Source organism: Altererythrobacter ishigakiensis (genome assembly GCF_001663155.1).
In the GTDB taxonomy this organism is placed as follows: Bacteria; Pseudomonadota; Alphaproteobacteria; order Sphingomonadales; family Sphingomonadaceae; genus Erythrobacter; species Erythrobacter ishigakiensis.
Genome location: NZ_CP015963.1, coordinates 1,140,001 through 1,157,999, shown reverse-complemented (window position 1 = coordinate 1,157,999; position 17,999 = coordinate 1,140,001). Strand labels below are relative to the sequence as shown.

The 17,999-nt window shown below is 55.5% G+C and carries 14 protein-coding genes, 1 tRNA gene and 2 rRNA genes (1 of these 17 running past the window's edge); 6 read left to right on the top strand and 11 right to left on the bottom strand.

Translation table 11 applies throughout. The features are described from left to right. The first annotated feature begins 11 nt into the window (after positions 1-11). Both A6F69_RS05405 and A6F69_RS05400 read left to right on the top strand, forming a co-directional pair. Positions 12-773, top strand: coding sequence for a crotonase/enoyl-CoA hydratase family protein (locus tag A6F69_RS05405; RefSeq protein WP_144573751.1), 762 nt, complete (start codon positions 12-14; stop codon positions 771-773). Between the two features lies 1 nt (position 774). Next, positions 775-1,938 carry an acyl-CoA dehydrogenase family protein gene (locus A6F69_RS05400; protein ID WP_067598348.1) on the top strand — a complete coding sequence of 388 codons (1,164 nt, stop codon included), beginning with the start codon at positions 775-777 and terminating at the stop codon, positions 1,936-1,938. An 82-nt stretch (positions 1,939-2,020) separates the two neighbouring features. Here the strand turns inward: A6F69_RS05400 and A6F69_RS05395 are convergent, their stop codons facing one another. Together A6F69_RS05395 and A6F69_RS05390 are read right to left on the bottom strand one after the other, a co-directional pair. Further along, on the bottom strand, positions 2,021-4,534 hold the full coding sequence (locus A6F69_RS05395; RefSeq protein ID WP_067598345.1) for a TonB-dependent receptor: 2,514 nt from the start codon (positions 4,532-4,534) through the stop codon (positions 2,021-2,023). Positions 4,535-4,698: 164 nt separating this feature from the next. Continuing rightward, a complete protein-coding gene (locus tag A6F69_RS05390; RefSeq protein ID WP_245638299.1) occupies positions 4,699-6,675 on the bottom strand; it encodes a TonB-dependent receptor in 1,977 nt (658 codons plus the stop codon). Between the two features lie 157 nt (positions 6,676-6,832). Here A6F69_RS05390 and A6F69_RS05385 point away from each other — a divergent pair, with 157 nt between their 5' ends. Continuing rightward, positions 6,833-8,341 carry a flavin-containing monooxygenase gene (locus A6F69_RS05385; protein WP_067602557.1) on the top strand — a complete coding sequence of 503 codons (1,509 nt, stop codon included), beginning with the start codon at positions 6,833-6,835 and terminating at the stop codon, positions 8,339-8,341. 42 nt (positions 8,342-8,383) lie between these two features. Next, the gene (locus A6F69_RS05380; protein ID WP_067598337.1) at positions 8,384-9,148 is read left to right on the top strand and encodes a competence/damage-inducible protein A; all 765 of its coding nucleotides are present in this window, start codon (positions 8,384-8,386) and stop codon (positions 9,146-9,148) included. A 4-nt stretch (positions 9,149-9,152) separates the two neighbouring features. On the opposite strand, the gene A6F69_RS05375 is transcribed toward A6F69_RS05380, so the two are convergent. Next, complete coding sequence (locus tag A6F69_RS05375; protein ID WP_067598334.1) at positions 9,153-9,905, bottom strand: MauE/DoxX family redox-associated membrane protein; 753 nt, start codon at positions 9,903-9,905, stop codon at positions 9,153-9,155. A gap of 10 nt (positions 9,906-9,915) precedes the next feature. Next, positions 9,916-10,215, bottom strand: coding sequence for a metal-sensitive transcriptional regulator (locus A6F69_RS05370; protein WP_067598331.1), 300 nt, complete (start codon positions 10,213-10,215; stop codon positions 9,916-9,918). 53 nt (positions 10,216-10,268) lie between these two features. Here A6F69_RS05370 and A6F69_RS05365 point away from each other — a divergent pair, with 53 nt between their 5' ends. Further along, positions 10,269-11,960 (top strand): multicopper oxidase domain-containing protein, encoded by a 1,692-nt coding sequence (locus A6F69_RS05365; RefSeq protein ID WP_067598328.1) that lies wholly within the window; start codon positions 10,269-10,271, stop codon positions 11,958-11,960. After that, positions 11,960-13,024, top strand: a complete 1,065-nt coding sequence (locus A6F69_RS05360; RefSeq protein ID WP_067598325.1) for a copper resistance protein B — start codon at positions 11,960-11,962, stop codon at positions 13,022-13,024. Before A6F69_RS05365 ends, A6F69_RS05360 begins: the two co-directional genes overlap by 1 nt. A gap of 75 nt (positions 13,025-13,099) precedes the next feature. Here A6F69_RS05360 and rplA read toward each other — a convergent pair whose 3' ends face one another. The 7 genes from rplA to A6F69_RS05325 form a co-directional block, all read right to left on the bottom strand. Continuing rightward, entirely contained in the window at positions 13,100-13,792 is a 693-nt protein-coding gene (rplA, locus tag A6F69_RS05355) for a 50S ribosomal protein L1 (protein WP_067598322.1), read from the bottom strand. Between the two features lie 4 nt (positions 13,793-13,796). Next, on the bottom strand, positions 13,797-14,228 hold the full coding sequence (gene rplK / locus A6F69_RS05350; RefSeq protein ID WP_067598319.1) for a 50S ribosomal protein L11: 432 nt from the start codon (positions 14,226-14,228) through the stop codon (positions 13,797-13,799). 207 nt (positions 14,229-14,435) lie between these two features. After that, positions 14,436-15,323: a fatty acid desaturase gene (locus tag A6F69_RS05345; RefSeq protein ID WP_067598316.1), complete on the bottom strand. Its 888-nt coding sequence runs from the start codon at positions 15,321-15,323 to the stop codon at positions 14,436-14,438. Further along, positions 15,320-15,514, bottom strand: coding sequence for a hypothetical protein (locus A6F69_RS05340; protein ID WP_067598313.1), 195 nt, complete (start codon positions 15,512-15,514; stop codon positions 15,320-15,322). The genes A6F69_RS05345 and A6F69_RS05340 overlap by 4 nt, the downstream gene beginning before the upstream one ends. Positions 15,515-15,633: 119 nt before the next feature. Then, positions 15,634-15,710 (bottom strand) — tRNA-Met (locus A6F69_RS05335). 106 nt (positions 15,711-15,816) lie between these two features. Continuing rightward, positions 15,817-15,931, bottom strand: a 5S ribosomal RNA gene (gene rrf / locus A6F69_RS05330). 137 nt (positions 15,932-16,068) lie between these two features. Then, positions 16,069-17,999: ribosomal RNA gene (locus A6F69_RS05325) — 23S ribosomal RNA — on the bottom strand; it runs 857 nt beyond the window's last position.

Here is a 17,999-nt window from a genome sequence, read left to right as displayed (position 1 = left end):
GAGAGCGCTTGATGAGCGAAGAAGTTCTGACGCAGGAAGAAGACGGTATCCTGATCGTCACGATCAACCGTCCCGAAGCCAAAAATGCCATGACCAAGGCCGCAGCCGAAGGGATCGCGGCCGCGATGGACCGGCTCGATTCTGACGACTCGCTGCGAGTCGGCATTCTGACCGGTGCTGGCGGCACATTCTGCTCCGGTATGGATCTTAAAGGTTTCCTGCGCGGTGAACGCCCGACAGTTGAAGGGCGCGGATTTGGTGGCGTGGTTGAGGCACCACCGCAAAAGCCATTGATCGCGGCCGTCGAAGGCTACGCCCTTGCGGGCGGTCTTGAGCTGATGATCGCTTGCGATCTCGTCGTTGCCAACAAGGACGCGAAGTTTGGCATTCCTGAAGTGAAGCGCGGGCTGGTGGCGGCTGCTGGCGGCGTGATGATGCTGCCAGATCAGATCCCGCAACGCGTGGCGATGGAGCTGGCCCTGACGGGCGACTTTATCGGCACCGAACGCGCGGCGAGCTTGGGCCTGATCAACCAGGTCGTTGATGGTTCTGCTTTGGACGGCGCGAAAGCACTGGCTGCAAAGATCGCAGAAAATGGCCCGCTGGCAGTGCGCATCTCAAAGAAGATCATGAAGGAATCGCGCGGATGGCCAATGGATGAACGCTACAAGCGCCAAGGCGAGGCGCTCGGCCCGGTATTCATGAGCGAAGACGCACGCGAAGGCGCCGCTGCCTTTGCTGAGAAACGCAAGCCAAACTGGAAGGGGAAGTAATATGTCCGTACTCAATGTTCCCCAGCCCGAATTCATGGAAGACGAGGAAATCTCGATCTTCGCCGATGCAGTAGGCAAATTTTACCAGCAACACGCGCCGGAAAAGCGTGTGCTCCAATGGCGCGAGAATGGCCAGGTCGAGCGCGAATTCTGGAACGAAGCGGGCGAAGCTGGCTTGCTCGGCGTGTCTGTGCCGGAAGAATATGGCGGTCACGGCGGTGACTTCCGCCACGACATGGTCGTGATCGATCAGCAGGCAAAGCACGGCGTTGAAGGCTTTGCTGCGTCGCTGCATAACACGGTCATCCTGCCCTATCTCGTGCGCCATGGCACTGAAGAGCAGAAGAAAAAGTATCTGCCCAAACTCGTCACTGGCGAACTGGTCAGCGCGATTGCGATGACTGAACCAGGTGTTGGCTCCGACTTGCAGAGCATCACCACGACGGCACTGAAAGACGGCAACGGATACAAGATCAACGGCGCGAAGACCTATATTTCAAACGGTCAGACTGCCGACTTCATCATTGTCGTCGCCAAGACTGATCCCAATGAGCGCGCCAAGGGCATTTCGCTCATGCTGCTTGAAACCGAGGGCGCAGAAGGCTTCCAGCGCGGCAAGAAGCTGGACAAGATCGGGCTTGATGCTGCCGATACATCAGAGCTGTTCTTTGACGATGTGTTCGTGCCGGCTGAGAACGTACTGGGTGGGGTCGAAGGCAAAGGCTTCTACCAGCTGATGGGTGAGCTGCCTCAAGAGCGTCTGATCATTGCCATGGGCGCAATGACCGGCATTGAGAAAGCGCTTGAGACAACGATGGATTTCGTCAAGAACCGCAAGGCTTTCGGGCAGACGATCTGGGATTTCCAGAACACGCAGTTTGTCATGGCGGATCTTAAAGCTCGCGCGACTGCCGCGCGGGTCTTCGTCAATGATTGCATCGCGAAACACCTCAAGAAAGAGCTGAGCGTTGATACCGCCTGCATGGCGAAATACTGGGTGACCGAGCTGCAAGGCGAAGTGGTCGACAAATGCCTGCAGTTCCACGGTGGTGCAGGTTTTATCAATGACTACCCGATCGCGCGTATGTACCGTGACAGCCGCATCACGCGGATCTTCGGCGGCTCGAACGAAGTCATGAAGATGGTGATCGCTCGGGGTATGTAGCCGCTACATCAATGAGAAAAGAAGAGGGGCGGCTCGCTGTGATAGCGAACCGCCCCTTCTTTTTGCCGTCCGACTATGCGACTTAGAACTTGGTCCGCACTGTCATACCGTACATACGTGGCTGTTGCGTAAAGGCAGAACGCGAGCTTCCACGAAGAACAGTGTTGAATGTAACACCGCGGGTGACTTCGTTGGTCAGGTTGGTCACCCATCCCTCGAGCGTCCAACTCTCATCGATGCTGCCGATCCCTGCGCGCAGGTTGATCTTCACATTGCTATCTTGGACATCGAACGGGCTGAGCGGAGTGTTACCTAGGTCTGCAGCTGTAGTTGGAACACCACGCGCTTGCGTAGAAGTTCGGCGATCGCTCTCGGTCCGAATTTGACCATTGAGGAAGAACGATAGGCTATCCCCGATCTCGCCATCATAGGTTGCGCCCATGATCGCCACGATCTTTGGTGCATTGGTCAGCGAGTTACCGCACAGGTTCTGCACTCGCAGAGCATCACTTGTGTCGGCACAGTCGCCCGGATACTCGGCATCGACGTAGGTCAAACCGGCATTAATGGTGAGGCCATCGGTCGGACGAATTTGAGATTCGAGCTCGAAACCTTGGGACACTGCCTTTGGAACGTTGAAGGTCTGGAATTGCGCGCCGGTAAACTCAAGCACTTGGAAGTTCGAGAATTCCTGGTGGAATAGCGCCAAGTTTGCGGTGATCGCACCATCCATGAAACGACCCTTCATGCCGATTTCCCATGCATCGACTTCCTCTGAAGCGAAGCGCGGATCAGCCCCGCCAGCGGCAGCCGTCGAGTCAAGGTTGAAGCCACCTGCCTTATAGCCGTGCGTAAAACTCGCGTAGGTGTTCAAATCACCAAAATCATAACCGAGCTTCGCGGTATAGATCAGCTCATCGTCCTTAAACTTCCCATCGAACGTACGTGGAAGAGGGAAAGGATTGGCATCCGAACCGACCGCAGGTGCCACAAACGGGAAACAACCAAGCACGAAGACCGTGTTCACCAGCGAACCCGGCACGTTACCAGCACCAATCGATCCCAGAATTGCTGGGCAAAGCGGATTGTTGATAGCCGGCTGCGTAAAGCTGCCGTCCTTGCTTTCATCTGACCAGCGAGCGCCAAGGGTAAGGCTGAGATCGTCGGTTATCTCGAATGTATTGTGGGTAAAGATCGACCAACTCTTAGAGTCTTGCGAATAAGCATTTGTGGCAGTCACGACCGACGCGTCGACACCGCCTGAGAGAAGCGCCAAAGGTGCAGGTCCAAACGCGCCACCGAAAAGTGCACCGACCAGTCCGTCATAGTCATTGCCTAAGCGGAAATTGACCTCCTGATCGATCGATTCATCAGAATAATAGCCACCAATCATCCACTGCAGACGCCCTGCGTCGCCCTGCAAGCGAAGCTCGTGTGTCATGGTCTTAATTTCGGTGCCGCCACCAGGCGCTACATCGAAGATATCGATCGCCGAAAAGTCGGAATCATAGCTCTCGGCAGACTCATATTTCCGATATGAACCGATGTAGATCATGTCGATGGCATCGCTGAGTGGATATTCAACTTCCGCCGTAACCCCCCATTGATCAGTGTTGTTGAGGTGAGGCGTATTTATCGACGCTATTTGATTATCTGTCGCTTTTTGGGCGCTAGCAGTATCAAATGGGTCCAAAGCTACGTCAGGACCTGCCATGCCGCCACGGGCGCCAAGCCCTACCAGACTGAACGCACCAGCAGTTTCAACAGAGGATTGCAGAACTTCGACTGCTGAACAGCACACACCTTCCGACTTGGAATAGTCACCGATCAGGCGCCCACGAAGTCCACTATCGGTCTCCCAGCCGATCTGGCCACGGAGAAGATACTGGTCCGCATCGTTGCCTTCACCAAATTTGGCTCCACTGGCATCTACCCAATCCACAAAACCGTCACGCTCACGCCATGCACCGGTCAAACGGAGCGCGACCGTGTCTTCGGTCAAGGGAATGTTCACTGCGCCTTGCAGATTCATATGATCGAAGTTGCCGTAAGTGGCGTTCACAAAGCCACCAAACTCGCCCAGTTCTGGGCGCTTATTGGTGATATTCAATGCACCTGCGGACGTATTGCGACCAAACAAAGTTCCCTGCGGACCACGCAGCACCTCGACGCGCTCTACGTCAACAAATTCGCTCAGAGCGATGCCAGCTCGCGACTGATATGCCCCATCAATAAATACGCCGACGGCGCTTTCGAAACCGATGTTGTTAGAAGTTGTACCCACACCGCGAATACGAAGCACTACCGTACCGGACGAGTTCTGCGCTTGCGAAGTCGAGAAACTTGGGGAGACTTGCGTGATCTCTTGGACGTTCACCACGCCCTGCTTCTCAAGCTGTGCTGGGCTGACCGCGGTAACGGCGATCGGAATATCCTGAACATCTTCGGCCCGGCGTGTTGCCGTCACGATGATGACGTTATCATCAATGGTATCATCGGCCTGCGCGCGTGCATCAGCATTCTGGGCGTAAGCAGGTGCGGCCATGAAGGTTGTAGCCAACAGGCCCGCAGCGAGCGCGGTTAGTTTACGTGACATAGGTCTCCTCTCCCAAAGAACCTTATTATTGTGCGGGGAGAATACCAATCAGTTGAATCATATAACAAGAGTAGCGCGCAGGCGCGTAGTTATGGACTGCAGCAGAGATGCAAAAATGCAACATCGCGTCGCATCCACCCGTCTGCATATTGGGTGCCTACATATCAGAATCCGTAACGGAAACCTGCCCAAACAGTTCGCGGGACGCCCAAATCAATCGCACCACCAGAATTCCGGGTCACGATCCGCTCCTCTGTCAGATTCTCACCCCTCAATACGAAATTGAAGCCATCTCCAAGCGGAATCTGAGCAAACGCTCCAAGGGTCGTCGCTGATTCAAGGGGATCAGTTTCCAGATCGGATTCGAACTGCGTACTCACATGGCGCAGTATTAAAGCAAGGTCCCAATCCGGGCTCGGCGCCCAGCCCAAAGTAGCTGAAGCGGCCCAACGGGGTGTTTGCGGCGGACGATTACCATCAAGGGCCAACGAAGTTGCTTTTCCATCGATGGTCGCGTCGGTGTATGCTAGCGATCCATCGAAACTGAATTCTCCGATCCGCGCCTTGATAACGGTTTCGACACCTTGCGCGTCAATCGCAGGCAGATTTTGCCGCTGCCGCAAATTGGGCTCCAAAGTGACATTGGCGATTGCGTTCTTCACCCGATTGTCGAATGCGGTCACAGACACGCGAAAGTCTTCTGTGGCCGAGAGGTCGAAGCCCGCCTCGAACCCTCTCAGCCGCTCATTCTCCAATGCCGCGTTGGCCTGAGTCACCACTGGGAAGACCACGAAAGGTCGGTACAACTCGTTGAGTGTCGGCAAACGCATGCCGGTATATGCTGCCGCGCGTACCGTCAGAGCATCGCTGACTTCATATGCCGCTCCTGCGCGCCAGGACAACGCCCAATCACTTCGGTCATCCGCAATTGTTTCGCTGACCAATGCTCCGCTGGCATCAACAGCGCGATAGAAACCGCCGCTGATCCGGGTACGATCAGCGCGCAGCCCGCCGGTCAGCGTGAGTGAATCAATCTGCCAATCATCTTCAACAAACAGCCCAAGGTTTGTGTTGGTCCCGCCCGCCCTGCGGCGCTCACGCAATGCGCCAGTGAACGCGCTGTAGGCTTCTTCCTGAAGCTCCCCATCCGCATGGCGATAATCAATGCCAAGTCGCAACGTATGATCCTGGCCCACCGGTGGGCGAAGTTCAAATTTGCCCCCCAGCCCGGTCGAGGGCGTATTGCGTTGATCGAGCACGCGCACAAAGCGGGTCGAGCTAATAACCACGTTTGAAAAATTTCGCGCCTGAAGATAGGCGAGAGCATCAAACTGCCAGTCACCACGCCCCACTATCCGTATGCTTGCATCTTGCCCTTCACTCGATGAATCGGCGCCTTCAAAACGCAATGTACGTTCATCGCGAAAAGCCGCCCCGCGCACTTGAAGTTCAACTGTATCGGAAAGCGGCGCAGCGCCACGCACAGCCAAAGACCAGCTGTCAAATGCCGCACGCGCGCTTGCTGGCACGCGCTGATCTGCGGGGGTTGTGAAAAAGCCTTTTCCACGGTCCCAACGCCCGCTGACAACGCCAAATCCCGACCCCAAGTTCTTCGCCAAACTTGCTGTTGCTTCCGTCTCGCCCCGGTTATTTCCCAGCACACTTCCCCTGAAGCCACCAAGCGTGTTTGCATCGGCACTTTCCAGCTCGATCGTGCCAGCGAGCGCGCCGGCGCCGAAAGGTCCCGAGCCACCCCCGCGCGTAACACGAATCCGGGAAAGCTGATCGGTATTGACAGAACTCAGCGGAATGTAGCCGAAGAAGGGATCAGCGATGGGAACACCGTCAAGCAATACCAGGGCGCGGCTTGTTGCATTGCCGCCCAAGGCCCGGAGTGTGACACCCTGCGCGCTGGGATTTGAAGATCGGCTATCGGACCGGCGAAACTGTTGAAACCCCGCCACGTTTGCAAGAGCATCCTCAATACGGCCCGATGGGGCAGAAATAATTGCTTCGCGCTCGATCTCAGTCGAAGAATAAGCAACGACAGAGGGGGCAGTTTCCAAACCTTCCCCGATCACAACAATCGTACCATCTTCGGCTGTAGTTTCAGCCTCTTGCGCGGCCAATGGTGTTGCCATGGCTGTGGAGATCAAAAGTGAAATGGAAGGAATATGATTTCGCATAGGGCGCGCGGTTTACCTGATCCTCTCAATGCAGTCAGTTGCAAAATGCCATTCGCTCACGCATTGTTCCCACAGAATCGCTTACACGGATGTAAGCAAGGGAGAGAAATCGATGCTCGCAACACCGCCAGATTTTGACGTTCTAATCGTCGGCGCAGGCATTTCAGGCATTGGCATGGCGGCGCATTTGGAAGAGTTGTGCCCCAACCACACCTACGGCATAGTTGAACGCCGCGCAGATATCGGTGGAACCTGGGACCTGTTCAAGTATCCCGGAATTCGCTCTGACAGCGACATGCACACACTTGGCTTCGTGTTCGAGCCTTGGAAGCATGAAAAATCTATAGCCGATGGCCCTGCCATTCTCGAGTATCTTAACCGGATCGCTGATGAACGCGGAATTCGTGACCATATCCGTTTTGGTCACAAGGTAATCTCTGCCGACTTTCGCCCGGACGAAGCTCGTTGGCACGTAACGGTGGAACTGGAAGACGGCGAGAGAAAGCTACTGACGGCCAACTTCCTTTATCTGGGCTCGGGTTATTACGATTATGACAATCCATATGATGCCGGCTTTGATTTCAGTGAATTCGGCGGACAAGTAATTCATCCGCAGTTCTGGCCTGAGGATCTCGACTACACCGGCAAGAAAGTTGTGGTGGTGGGGTCCGGAGCAACCGCGGTAACAATCGTGCCGTCAATGGCTGAAAAGGCCGCGCATGTGACAATGTTGCAGCGTACGCCAACATGGATGTTCTCACGCCCAGCGAAAGACGCGATCGCAAACTTCCTGCGCAAAATTCTTCCTGAAAAGGTAGCTTACGCAATCACGCGTTTCAAGAATATCAAGATGCAGGACTTCACCTTCAAGACGGCGCGCAACAAGCCGCAAAAGGTGAAGGACGCGCTGCATAAGCGGATCACCAAGACAATGGGCGACGACTTCGACCTGAAGGACTTCACCCCGCCTTATAATCCATGGGAACAGCGGCTTTGCCTTGTTCCGGACGACGATCTGTTCGAAGCGATCAAGGCCAAGAAGGCTTCGGTGGTCACCGGGCATATCGACAAGTTTGAAGCTGGCGGGGTCCGGCTCAAGTCTGGCGAGCTCATCGACGCCGATATCATTGTCACAGCGACCGGACTCAGCCTTGCTATCGCTGGCAAGATTGCAATCAGTATGGCTGGAGAGCCGGTCAAGTTCGATGGGCGTTATTATTACAAAGGGGTAATGTTCTCGAACCTGCCCAATCTTGCGGTGGTATTCGGCTATCTGAACGCTAGCTGGACTTTGCGGGCGGACATCAATTCCGAGTTTGTCTGCCGCGTACTGAATGAAATGAAAGCAACCGGAAGCGATCTGGCAACACCGGTGCTCACACCGGAAGCCGAGGCCAAACTGGAAGAGGACGACCTGTTCGATTTCTCCTCCGGCTATATTCAGCGCGGCAAGCATATCATGCCCAAAAGTGCGACTGCGTACCCCTGGCGCCTCAATCAAGAGTACATTTTCGATCGCAAGATCATGCGAAAAGGCGATATCAGGGACGGCCTGCTCACCTTTACGAAAGCGGGTGCAAATGCGCGCGCTTCCGACGAACAATTGGAAGCGGCGGAATAATCGTTCTTCCATCGCGCGCACTGCTTGGCTAACGCGAAGCGCATGACCGCATCGGAAAAGATCTGGACCGCAGGGCTTGTCGTTATTGGCGACGAGATCCTGTCAGGCCGTACGCATGACAAGAACATCGCGCAGGTGGCCAGCTGGCTGCAGGTGCAGGGTATCCGGCTGGCCGAGGTGCGGGTTGTGCCGGACATTATTGACCGGATCGTTGAAGCGGTGAACGCGCTACGCACAAGCTGCGACTATCTCTTCACGACTGGCGGCATCGGTCCAACGCACGATGACATAACCGTTGATGCCGTGGCCAAGGCGCTGGGTGTTCCGGTCATTGTTCATCCTGAAGCGCGCGCAATGCTGGAGAAATATTACGCCAGCCGCGATATGGAATTAACAGAGGCGCGCTTGCGCATGGCACGCGTTCCAGAGGGCGCCGATCTCATTCCAAATCGCATGTCAGGCGCCCCAGGCATCAAGTTAGGCAACATCCATTTGATGGCGGGTGTTCCGCATATAACAGCAGGCATGCTTGATGCATTGACCGGCCAGCTTGAAGGCGGCGCGCCACTGTTAAGCGAAACGGTCGGCTGCTGGACCGCCGAAAGCGAAGTCGCCGAAGTGCTGCGCGAAGTTGAGAGTGCGCATGAGAACATTCAGATCGGCAGCTACCCCTTCTTTCGGGAAGGTCGCGTCGGCGCGAATTTCGTGGTGCGTTCGACTAGCAAGGACGACCTGAAAAGCGCCGTTGACACTCTATGCGAGGCATTGGGCGAAGAGGGCTTCGATTTCACTCCGGGCGGAATATAATCGATCAGCCGACAAGGCTCGGTTTCGCCAACATCCACAGCGCCATGCCTATCATGAATAGATTTTCGGTCAGCGAGACAAATCCCAAGGGTACATTGCTATCTCCTCCTACGCAGGCACATTTCAGTTCACGCCTATCGATGTAGACGGCCTTGAAAACGCTTATTGCACCAATGGAGCCAATGAACAGGGCGACCGGAATGGACAACCAATTGAGTACATGCGCGGTCATCAACACGCCGGCGAGCCCCTCGGCAAAAGGATAGATGTAACCGTAAGGTACCCAGCGGCGGGCGAGCAGATCATAATTCAAGAACATGGTCGAAAAGCTCTCGACATCGCGCAGCTTCAAATAGGCGAGGCCGCACATTGAAAAGCTGACGAACCATTCAACGGTCAGGATTGAAACCGGCTGTTGAGTTGCAAGCCAGGATGCAGCCAGTGCCATGAATGCCATCATCGAGAATAGGGCGATCACCGGGCGATAGGTTGTCTCGCCTTTCTGAAGGACACGCTTACCGAAATGCGCGCGCAAATCGGTGCAACCACCGATCCGCTCACCATCGATCCATGCCTGCGGCGTAGTGGCGACACCGTGCTTTTCCTTGAATGCATCTGTTTCTGCACGGGTCTTAAGGTGATGATCATCCACCTTGTAACCCTTGCTCTCAAGCAGCCATTTCGCCTTGAGCCCTGACGGACACAAATGGTCGGGCATCACCATCCGGTGAAGCGTTGCTGTCTTACTGGTTGTCATCTGAATTACCTTATTTTCTTGTCCGCTCAAGCAGATCGACCAGCTCGGAAAACTTCTGGCGTTGCTCAGCTTCGTCGCCGCTGGCAATCGCCTCGGAGACGCAGCACGCGGCGTGATCCTTCAAGACCTGCGTCTCTACCTTGGCGAGAGCTGACTTTATCGCCTGGATCTGATGCAGAATGTCCATGCAATACCGGTCATCTTCGATCATACGTGCGACGCCGCGAACCTGGCCGGCAATGCGGTTCAGACGACTGATCTTTGCGGTAGCTGCATCAGAAGAGCAGCCTAAATCACTTGATATACCCATGGGGGGTATATACTGGCTGAAACCAATCGGTTCAAGCAAGCTTATCTACAAACATGACATCTCTTATTAATCGCCGCCGCCTGATCACCAGCACGGTTGGCCTAGCCGCCGCCGCATCGCTCCCCGTTCCCGCGTGGGCCAAGGGCACGTCATTGCCTCACGCGCGTAACGGGTTTGGCGAACTTTCTGGTGAAGACATCAACCTCACAATCGCCGACCACCATTTCATGACTGGCGGCCGTACGGGCCACGCCTTTGCGGTCAATGGCACAGTTCCCGGCCCATTGATCCGCCTCACCGAAGGCCAGAATGTGCGACTGCACGTTACCAACAAACTTGAAGAGGACAGCTCAATCCACTGGCACGGTCTTCTCCTGCCATTCCAGTTTGACGGCGTACCAGGCGTCAGCTTTCCAGGGATCAAGCCGGGTGAGACATTCACCTATGAATTCCCTATCCGCCAAGCGGGCACTTATTGGTGGCACAGCCATTCGGGGCTTCAGGAACAGGCGGGCCATTACGGCCCGATCATCATTGAAAGCGACGAGCCTGACCCGCGCTATGACCGCGACTATGTCGTCCTGTTGAGCGAATTCACACCCATTCATCCGCATGAGATCATGCGCAAGCTTAAGGTAGGGGAACACTATTTCAACCGCAGCATGATGACTGCGACCGAAGGTGAAATGTCTGGCCAAATGCGGCGCATGTGGGGCGAAATGCGGATGAACCCGCGCGATATCTCTGACGTGACAGGTTCAACTTACACCTACATGATCAACGGTCATGGCCCTGCGGACAATTTGCAGCTTGACTTCAATCGCGGTGAGCGCATTCGCCTTCGCGTTATCAACGGCAGCGCGATGACGTTTTTCAATGTCCGTATTCCCGGCTTGCCAATGACTGTGATCGAAGCAGACGGACAACCGGTGGATCCGGTCGAGGTTGATGAGTTCCAGATCGGAGTTGCCGAAACCTATGACGTGATCGTCGAGCCACAGGACGGAAGCCATCCGATCGTAGCCGAAGCGATGGACCGCAGCGGGATGGGCGTCGCCAGCCTAACCAGCCATACTGGGCACATCGCGACACCGCCACCACTGCGCGAGACGCCCACACTGGCCATGGTTGATATGGGTATGATGGATCATAGCGCGCATGGCGGCGCCGGCATGGATCACAGCATGCGGGACACCTCAAAATTACCGGACGACGTGAAAGTCGGCCCGGGATTGGACATGGTCGCACCAATGCCGATGGACCGGATGGATTTTCCGGGCCTAGGACTCGACAAGGTTCCGCATCGTGTGCTGCGCTACACCGATCTCAAGGCGGCGCAGATGAACCCACATCGCGAAGTTGAGCGCGAGATGGAGATCCATCTCACGGGCAATATGGAGCGTTATATGTGGAGCTTCGACGGCAAGAAGTTCACCGCCGTTACCGATGACCCGATCCGCTTCGGCTTTGACGAGCGTGTCAGAGTGAAGCTGGTCAACCAGACGATGATGGCGCACCCGATCCACTTACACGGCCACTTTTTCGAGATGGTCAATGGCGCAGACCACATGCACCAGCCCCTAAAGCATACGATGGTGGTGCAGCCTGGCGGTACCGCGACGTTTGACCTGACCGCGAACGAACCGGGCGATTGGGCTTTCCACTGTCACCTGCTTTACCACATGCACGCGGGGATGATGCGGGTCGTCACCGTTCGCCCCTTCCCAACGGGAGGAAACGCATAATGCGGTGGCTCATCCTGGCGAGTGCAACACTCATCGCAGTGCCAGCCATGGCACAAGATCATTCCGCGCATCAGCACCATGGCGCCCATAGCGAACACACGCCACATCAGACCGAGCCTGACAAGGCAGAGGTCGATCATTGCGCGATGGGGCATTTGCCGCCCGAGAAGTGCCCGCCGAAAGAGCAGGCGATGGACCATTCCGGCCATGATTCTCAAGATCATAGCGCTCAAGGTGGGGACCATTCCGGACACGGTCAGATGGATCACTCGGGTCATACGCAAGCGCAAGACAAATCCGCACCTGGGGCGGCGCCGGAAAGCGCAGTTCCCCCCCGCGCGTTAGAAGGTCCGCGCCACGCGGCTGACGCTATCTGGGGGGAAGCTGCGATGGCTCCAAGCCGCGCGCAGCTCGCTCGAGAAAACGGTGCGATGAAGACCGGAATGGTCATAATCGAACGTCTCGAAGCGCGTTTTCCTGCCGAAGGGGGTGAGACCGGCTACGTCTGGGACGCGCAGGCCTGGTATGGCGGTGACATCAATCGCTTCGTCCTCAAGACCGAAGGCGAAGGGGAGTTTGGCGGCGAACTGGAGGATGCTGAAGTCCAGGCACTCTACAGCCGCGCAATTGGGCCGTTCTTCGATCTGCAAGCCGGTGTCCGTTTCGATCCCGAACCCGAGACGCGCTCGCATCTGGTAGTCGGCGTTCAGGGTCTCGCGCCATACATGTTTCATGTAGATGGCGCGCTGTTCCTGTCGGACCGAGGCGATCTGACAGCAAGGATCGAAGGCGAATACAACCAGAAGATTACTCAGCAACTGATTTTGCAGCCGCGCGTAGAGCTAGAAATGTCAGCGCAAGATATTCCCGAGCGTGAGATTGGTGCTGGCCTTACCAAGATCGAGCCGGGCCTGCGGCTACGCTATGAGTTTGTGCCGGAGTTCGCACCTTATGTTGGCGTAGAGTATGAAGCAAAACTGGGCGAGACAGCCGATCTTGCACGCGCAGAAGGTGAAGATTCCGACGGGTTCAAGCTACTGATAGGAGTGCGCGCCTGGTTTTAGCTCGCGCCAAAATAAAAGGGCCGGAAGGATCGCTCCGTCCGGCCCTCTTTTTGAATTGATTCCCGAGTGAGGCGCCTAGGCTCCTTCAACCTCAGCTAAGTCAACTTTCAGACCCGGGCCCATTGTGGAGGTCAGAGAAACCTTCTTCACATACTTGCCCTTGGCGCCAGACGGTTTCGCTTTAACGATCGCATCGGTCAGTGCTTTGAAGTTCACTTTCAGATCCTCATCCTTGAACGACAGCTTGCCGATGCCTGAGTGGATGATACCCATCTTTTCGACACGGAATTCAATCTGGCCGCCCTTTGCATCTTTGACCGCTTGCTCAACGTTCGGTGTAACCGTGCCCAGCTTTGGGTTCGGCATCAGGCCCTTTGGACCCAGAACCTTACCCAAACGGCCCACAACCCCCATCATGTCAGGAGTTGCGATGACGCGGTCATAGTCAAGGTTGCCGGCCTGCATGTCTTCCATCAGGTCTTCTGCACCAACCTTGTCTGCGCCGGCAGCTACAGCCTTGTCGGCATTGTCGCCCTTGGCGAACACAGCGACCTTGACGTCCTTGCCGGTACCGCCAGGAAGAGAAACCATTCCGCGAACCATCTGGTCAGCGTGACGTGGGTCAACACCCAGATTCATGGCAACTTCAACAGTCTCGTCAAACTTCGCCTTGTGCGCGCGGAGCGTCGCAATAGCTTCGTCAACCGTGTAAAGCTTCTCGCTGTCGAGTTCAGCGACTTGCTTCTGCTTCTTTGTCAGCTTTGCCATGTCCTTAGCCCTCCACCACTTCGAGGCCCATCGCATGTGCGGAGCCTTCGATGATCTTGATTGCCTGGTCGATGTCGTTTGCGTTGAGATCGGCCATCTTGGTTTCGGCGATTTCTTTCAGCTGGCTGCGGCTGATCTTGCCAACCTTGTTCTTGTTCGGCTCTCCTGAACCCTTTTTGATCTTCGCTGCCTTTTTCAGCAGGTAAGATGCAGGCGGTGTCTTCGTGACGAAGCTGAACGAACGGTCTGCGTAAACGGTGATCGTTGTCGGGATCGGCGCGCCCTTTTCAAGGGTGTCCGTCGCGGCGTTGAACGCCTTACAGAATTCCATGATATTCACACCGCGCTGACCCAGAGCCGGGCCGATTGGGGGTGATGGGTTTGCAATGCCCGCAGGCACTTGCAGCTTGATATAGCCTTCAATCTTCTTGGCCATGAATGGCCTCCTTTCACACTGTCAGATGCAAACGCGGAGCTCCCGCGAGCGCATCTTCATGTTAAGTGGTCAGACAGCGTACTTTGCACGCCTCCCACAGGGTTTCCCTTTAGGGATCGCGCGCAATTAGCGATTTCCCCGTGAATTGCAACCCAAAGATGGTTGCTCTGGTGAGGTTTGGACCATCAACTCCGAAGGCTGGCCTATTCAGATCTCACCCAGCCTGCACCCTCGCGCCTCAAGAATTGGACGCATCTCGCGATAGGCCGCCGGGGTCAGGTGTAATGGAATATAGGGATGCAAATGGTGAACGATGTGAAACTGCATACCCATCGACCCTATGTTACCAAGCTTTGATCTCCAACTGCGGGTGTTTTCATACCGACCAACATGCGTACCCGGATGGTGCGGCGCCCACGAAAGGAAGAAGATCACGTAGGTCATCGCAATGTGATAGGGCAGCCACCAAAGGAACAGCACCTCGAGCGCATACCCATTCCAGGCCATCACGCCAAGGAACGCGATGAAGGTGAGTTTGTACATCAAAGCCAGTACTGCAAGATCCATTCGCCCTGCCCGCGCGAGGCTCGCTGCATAGTCGCGATTGCGCTTCGCATTGGGCTGTCTCTCCTCGATGATCCGCCAGATGGCATGCCAAGGGCCGATCGCCTTGCTGGTGATGTCAACATCCAGCTCTGGGTCGTTTGTATGTCGATGATGGTCGAGGTGCGTGATGCGGAGAACCTGGAAAGGATAGATCAACATCCAGGTCGTGGCATGACCAACCAATTCGTTCAGCCAGCGTAGTTTGGTGCCGGGACGTGCAATAATGTCGTGCTGCGCCTCATGCGTGGGAAGATAGACCAAAGCCATATTAACAGTAGCGATAGGGAAGGCCAGCCACAGCGGCAGGAGATCAAGAAACACCGCCGGCCAAAGGCTGAGCCAGACAGCGAGATTACCAAAAGCCCAGAACACAGCGACCCACGGTAATTTCCCGGAGTACTTGCGTGCGATCTTGTTCTCGAGCCGACGTAGTTGGGCTGCGGAAAGGCCTGAAAGGTCAGCAGGAATGGTTGGCGACGGATCTCTCATATCCAGCGGCCCTTGATTTGTGCAAAAAGACCCCACCCACCTCCGATGAGCAAGGCAAAGCCCAACGTCGAAAGCCCAAATGGAGCCGCTAAACCAGTCTTCTGCATGCCCTGATCGATCACTGGAACCAGAAAAGCGAAGGCAAATACCAACGGTAGTATAGTTGCAACTAATCCAAGGATGCGTTCCATTTTGAGAGCTCTCCCTACCCGATCTCTTGTCTTCATCTTGTATTAATCACACAGCGACGTCCAGAGACCACCGATGTGACATCCAGCACTGGAGAGACGAATTCTTGGGAATGTATTGCTGGTTGCGGGGGTTGGATTTGAACCAACGACCTTCAGGTTATGAGCCTGACGAGCTACCGGACTGCTCCACCCCGCGTCACCGTGCATTTTCGGCGTCGCTAAAGACGCCAAAAGGGCCGCCCTAGTGGGTCAGCCCTTCGACTTGTGAATGGGTTTCATACCGCGCAATCGCTGGCTGCAATGCCTGGCGACGACCTACTCTTCCAACGCTTAAGCGTTAGTACCATCGGCGCTACCTGGTTTCACGGCCGAGTTCGAGATGGGATCGGGTGGGTCACAGGCGCTATGGCCACCAAGCAATGGAGCCAGCGAAAGCGGGTTTAAATCGATGCACCTTGTTCTCTCAGGGTTTGAGAGAGTGGGCTTGATCTGGCCGAAGAGATTTCCTCCTGCCGAGACCGACCTTTTCAGGCCTGTCATTGACAGTGCAGACTCTCAAGCGCGATCAGAACTATTAGGACTGGTTAGCTCCACGCATTACTGCGCTTCCACACCCAGCCTATCAACGTCATGGTCTATGACGGTTCGAAGATACCTTATCTTAAGGGAGGCTTCCCGCTTAGATGCTTTCAGCGGTTATCCCGTCCATGCATAGCTACCCAGCGGCACCCTTGGCAGGATGACTGGTACACCAGAGGCATGTTCACCCCGGTCCTCTCGTACTAGGGGCAACTCCTTTCAAGTATCGACGCCCACGGCAGATAGGGACCAAACTGTCTCGCGACGTTCTGAACCCAGCTCACGTACCACTTTAATTGGCGAACAGCCAAACCCTTGGGACCTGCTCCAGCCCCAGGATGTGATGAGCCGACATCGAGGTGCCAAACGATTCCGTCGATATGAGCTCTTGGGAATCATCAGCCTGTTATCCCCGGCGTACCTTTTATCCGTTGAGCGATGGCCCTTCCACGAGGGACCACCGGATCACTATGACCGACTTTCGTCTCTGCTCGACTCGTCAGTCTCGCAGTCAGGCAGGCTTATGCCATTGCACTCTCGCAGCCGGTTTCCAACCGGCCTGAGCCTACCATCGCGCGCCTCCGTTACTCTTTAGGAGGCGACCGCCCCAGTCAAACTACCCGCCACAGAGGGTCCCACTACCGGATAACGGTAGTTGGTTAGACATCAGAAAACAGCAGGGTGGTATTTCACCTATGGCTCCACTCGGACTGGCGCCCAAGTTTCAAAGCCTCCCACCTATGCTACACAACTCTTTCCTAATGCCACTCTGAAGCTGCAGTAAAGGTGCACGGGGTCTTTCCGTCTAACCGCGGGTACTCCGCATCTTCACGGAGAATTCAATTTCGCTGAGCATATCCTGGAGACAGTGGGGAAGTCGTTACGCCATTCGTGCAGGTCGGAACTTACCCGACAAGGAATTTCGCTACCTTAGGACCGTTATAGTTACGGCCGCCGTTTACTTGGGCTTCAATTCGGAGCTTGCACTCCTCCTCTTAACCTTCAAGCACCGGGCAGGCGTCAGACCCTATACGTCGTCTTGAAGCCGACTTAGCAGAGTCCTGTGTTTTTGCTAAACAGTCGCTACCCCCTGGCCTGTGCCCCCTGAAAAGAGTTGCCTCGATCCAGGGCCTCCTTCTTCCGAAGGTACGGAGGCAATTTGCCGAGTTCCTTCAGGATACTTCTCTCAAGCGCCTTGGTATACTCTACCTGACCACCTGTGTCGGTTTCGGGTACGGTCTATACGGAGAGGCTATTTCCAGGAACAACTTGGCAGCATGCCCAATCCAATAAGGACACACTACTTCCGCCATCCGTCACACATCTCCAGGCCCACGAATATTTACGTGGTTCCCATCGACTACCCCCTTCGGGCTCGTCTTAGGGGCCGGCTAACCCTGCGCCGATTAGCGTTGCGCAGGAACCCTTGGTCTTTCGGCGAGAGGGCATCTCACCCTCTTTATCGCTACTCATGTCAGCATTCGCACTTCCGATATGTCCACCGTCGGTTACCCTTCGGCTTCAACCACTTACGGAACGCTCCGCTACCGCTGCAGTAAACTGCAACCCTAAGCTTCGGTGCATATCTTTAGCCCCGTTACATCTTCGCCGCAGGAACCCTTATTTAGACCAGTGAGCTGTTACGCTTTCTTTAAAGGATGGCTGCTTCTAAGCCAACCTCCTGGTTGTTTTGGGATTCCCACATGCTTTCCCACTTAGATATGACTTGGGGACCTTAGCTGTAGGTTAGGGCTGTTTCCCTTTTGACGACGGACCTTAGCACCCGCCGTCTGTCTGCCAGACAAGACTCGATGGTATTCGGAGTTTGGTTAGGTTTGGTACCGCTCGCGCAGCCCTAGCCCATCCAGTGCTCTACCCCCATCGGCATACATCTGACGCTCTACCT

Bases quoted from the DNA above. Each gene is read 5' to 3' on its own strand.
- rplK (WP_067598319.1), bottom strand. From the start codon at position 14,228: ATGGCCAAGAAGATTGAAGGCTATATCAAGCTGCAAGTGCCTGCGGGC.
- A6F69_RS05345 (WP_067598316.1), bottom strand. From the start codon at position 15,323: ATGAGAGATCCGTCGCCAACCATTCCTGCTGACCTTTCAGGCCTTTCC.
- A6F69_RS05380 (WP_067598337.1), top strand. From the start codon at position 8,384: ATGACCGCATCGGAAAAGATCTGGACCGCAGGGCTTGTCGTTATTGGC.
- A6F69_RS05395 (WP_067598345.1), bottom strand. From the start codon at position 4,534: ATGTCACGTAAACTAACCGCGCTCGCTGCGGGCCTGTTGGCTACAACC.
- A6F69_RS05390 (WP_245638299.1), bottom strand. From the start codon at position 6,675: ATGGCAACACCATTGGCCGCGCAAGAGGCTGAAACTACAGCCGAAGAT.
- A6F69_RS05385 (WP_067602557.1), top strand. From the start codon at position 6,833: ATGCTCGCAACACCGCCAGATTTTGACGTTCTAATCGTCGGCGCAGGC.
- A6F69_RS05360 (WP_067598325.1), top strand. From the start codon at position 11,960: ATGCGGTGGCTCATCCTGGCGAGTGCAACACTCATCGCAGTGCCAGCC.
- A6F69_RS05405 (WP_144573751.1), top strand. From the start codon at position 12: ATGAGCGAAGAAGTTCTGACGCAGGAAGAAGACGGTATCCTGATCGTC.
- A6F69_RS05365 (WP_067598328.1), top strand. From the start codon at position 10,269: ATGACATCTCTTATTAATCGCCGCCGCCTGATCACCAGCACGGTTGGC.
- A6F69_RS05400 (WP_067598348.1), top strand. From the start codon at position 775: ATGTCCGTACTCAATGTTCCCCAGCCCGAATTCATGGAAGACGAGGAA.
- A6F69_RS05370 (WP_067598331.1), bottom strand. From the start codon at position 10,215: ATGGGTATATCAAGTGATTTAGGCTGCTCTTCTGATGCAGCTACCGCA.
- A6F69_RS05340 (WP_067598313.1), bottom strand. From the start codon at position 15,514: ATGGAACGCATCCTTGGATTAGTTGCAACTATACTACCGTTGGTATTT.
- A6F69_RS05375 (WP_067598334.1), bottom strand. From the start codon at position 9,905: ATGACAACCAGTAAGACAGCAACGCTTCACCGGATGGTGATGCCCGAC.
- rplA (WP_067598322.1), bottom strand. From the start codon at position 13,792: ATGGCAAAGCTGACAAAGAAGCAGAAGCAAGTCGCTGAACTCGACAGC.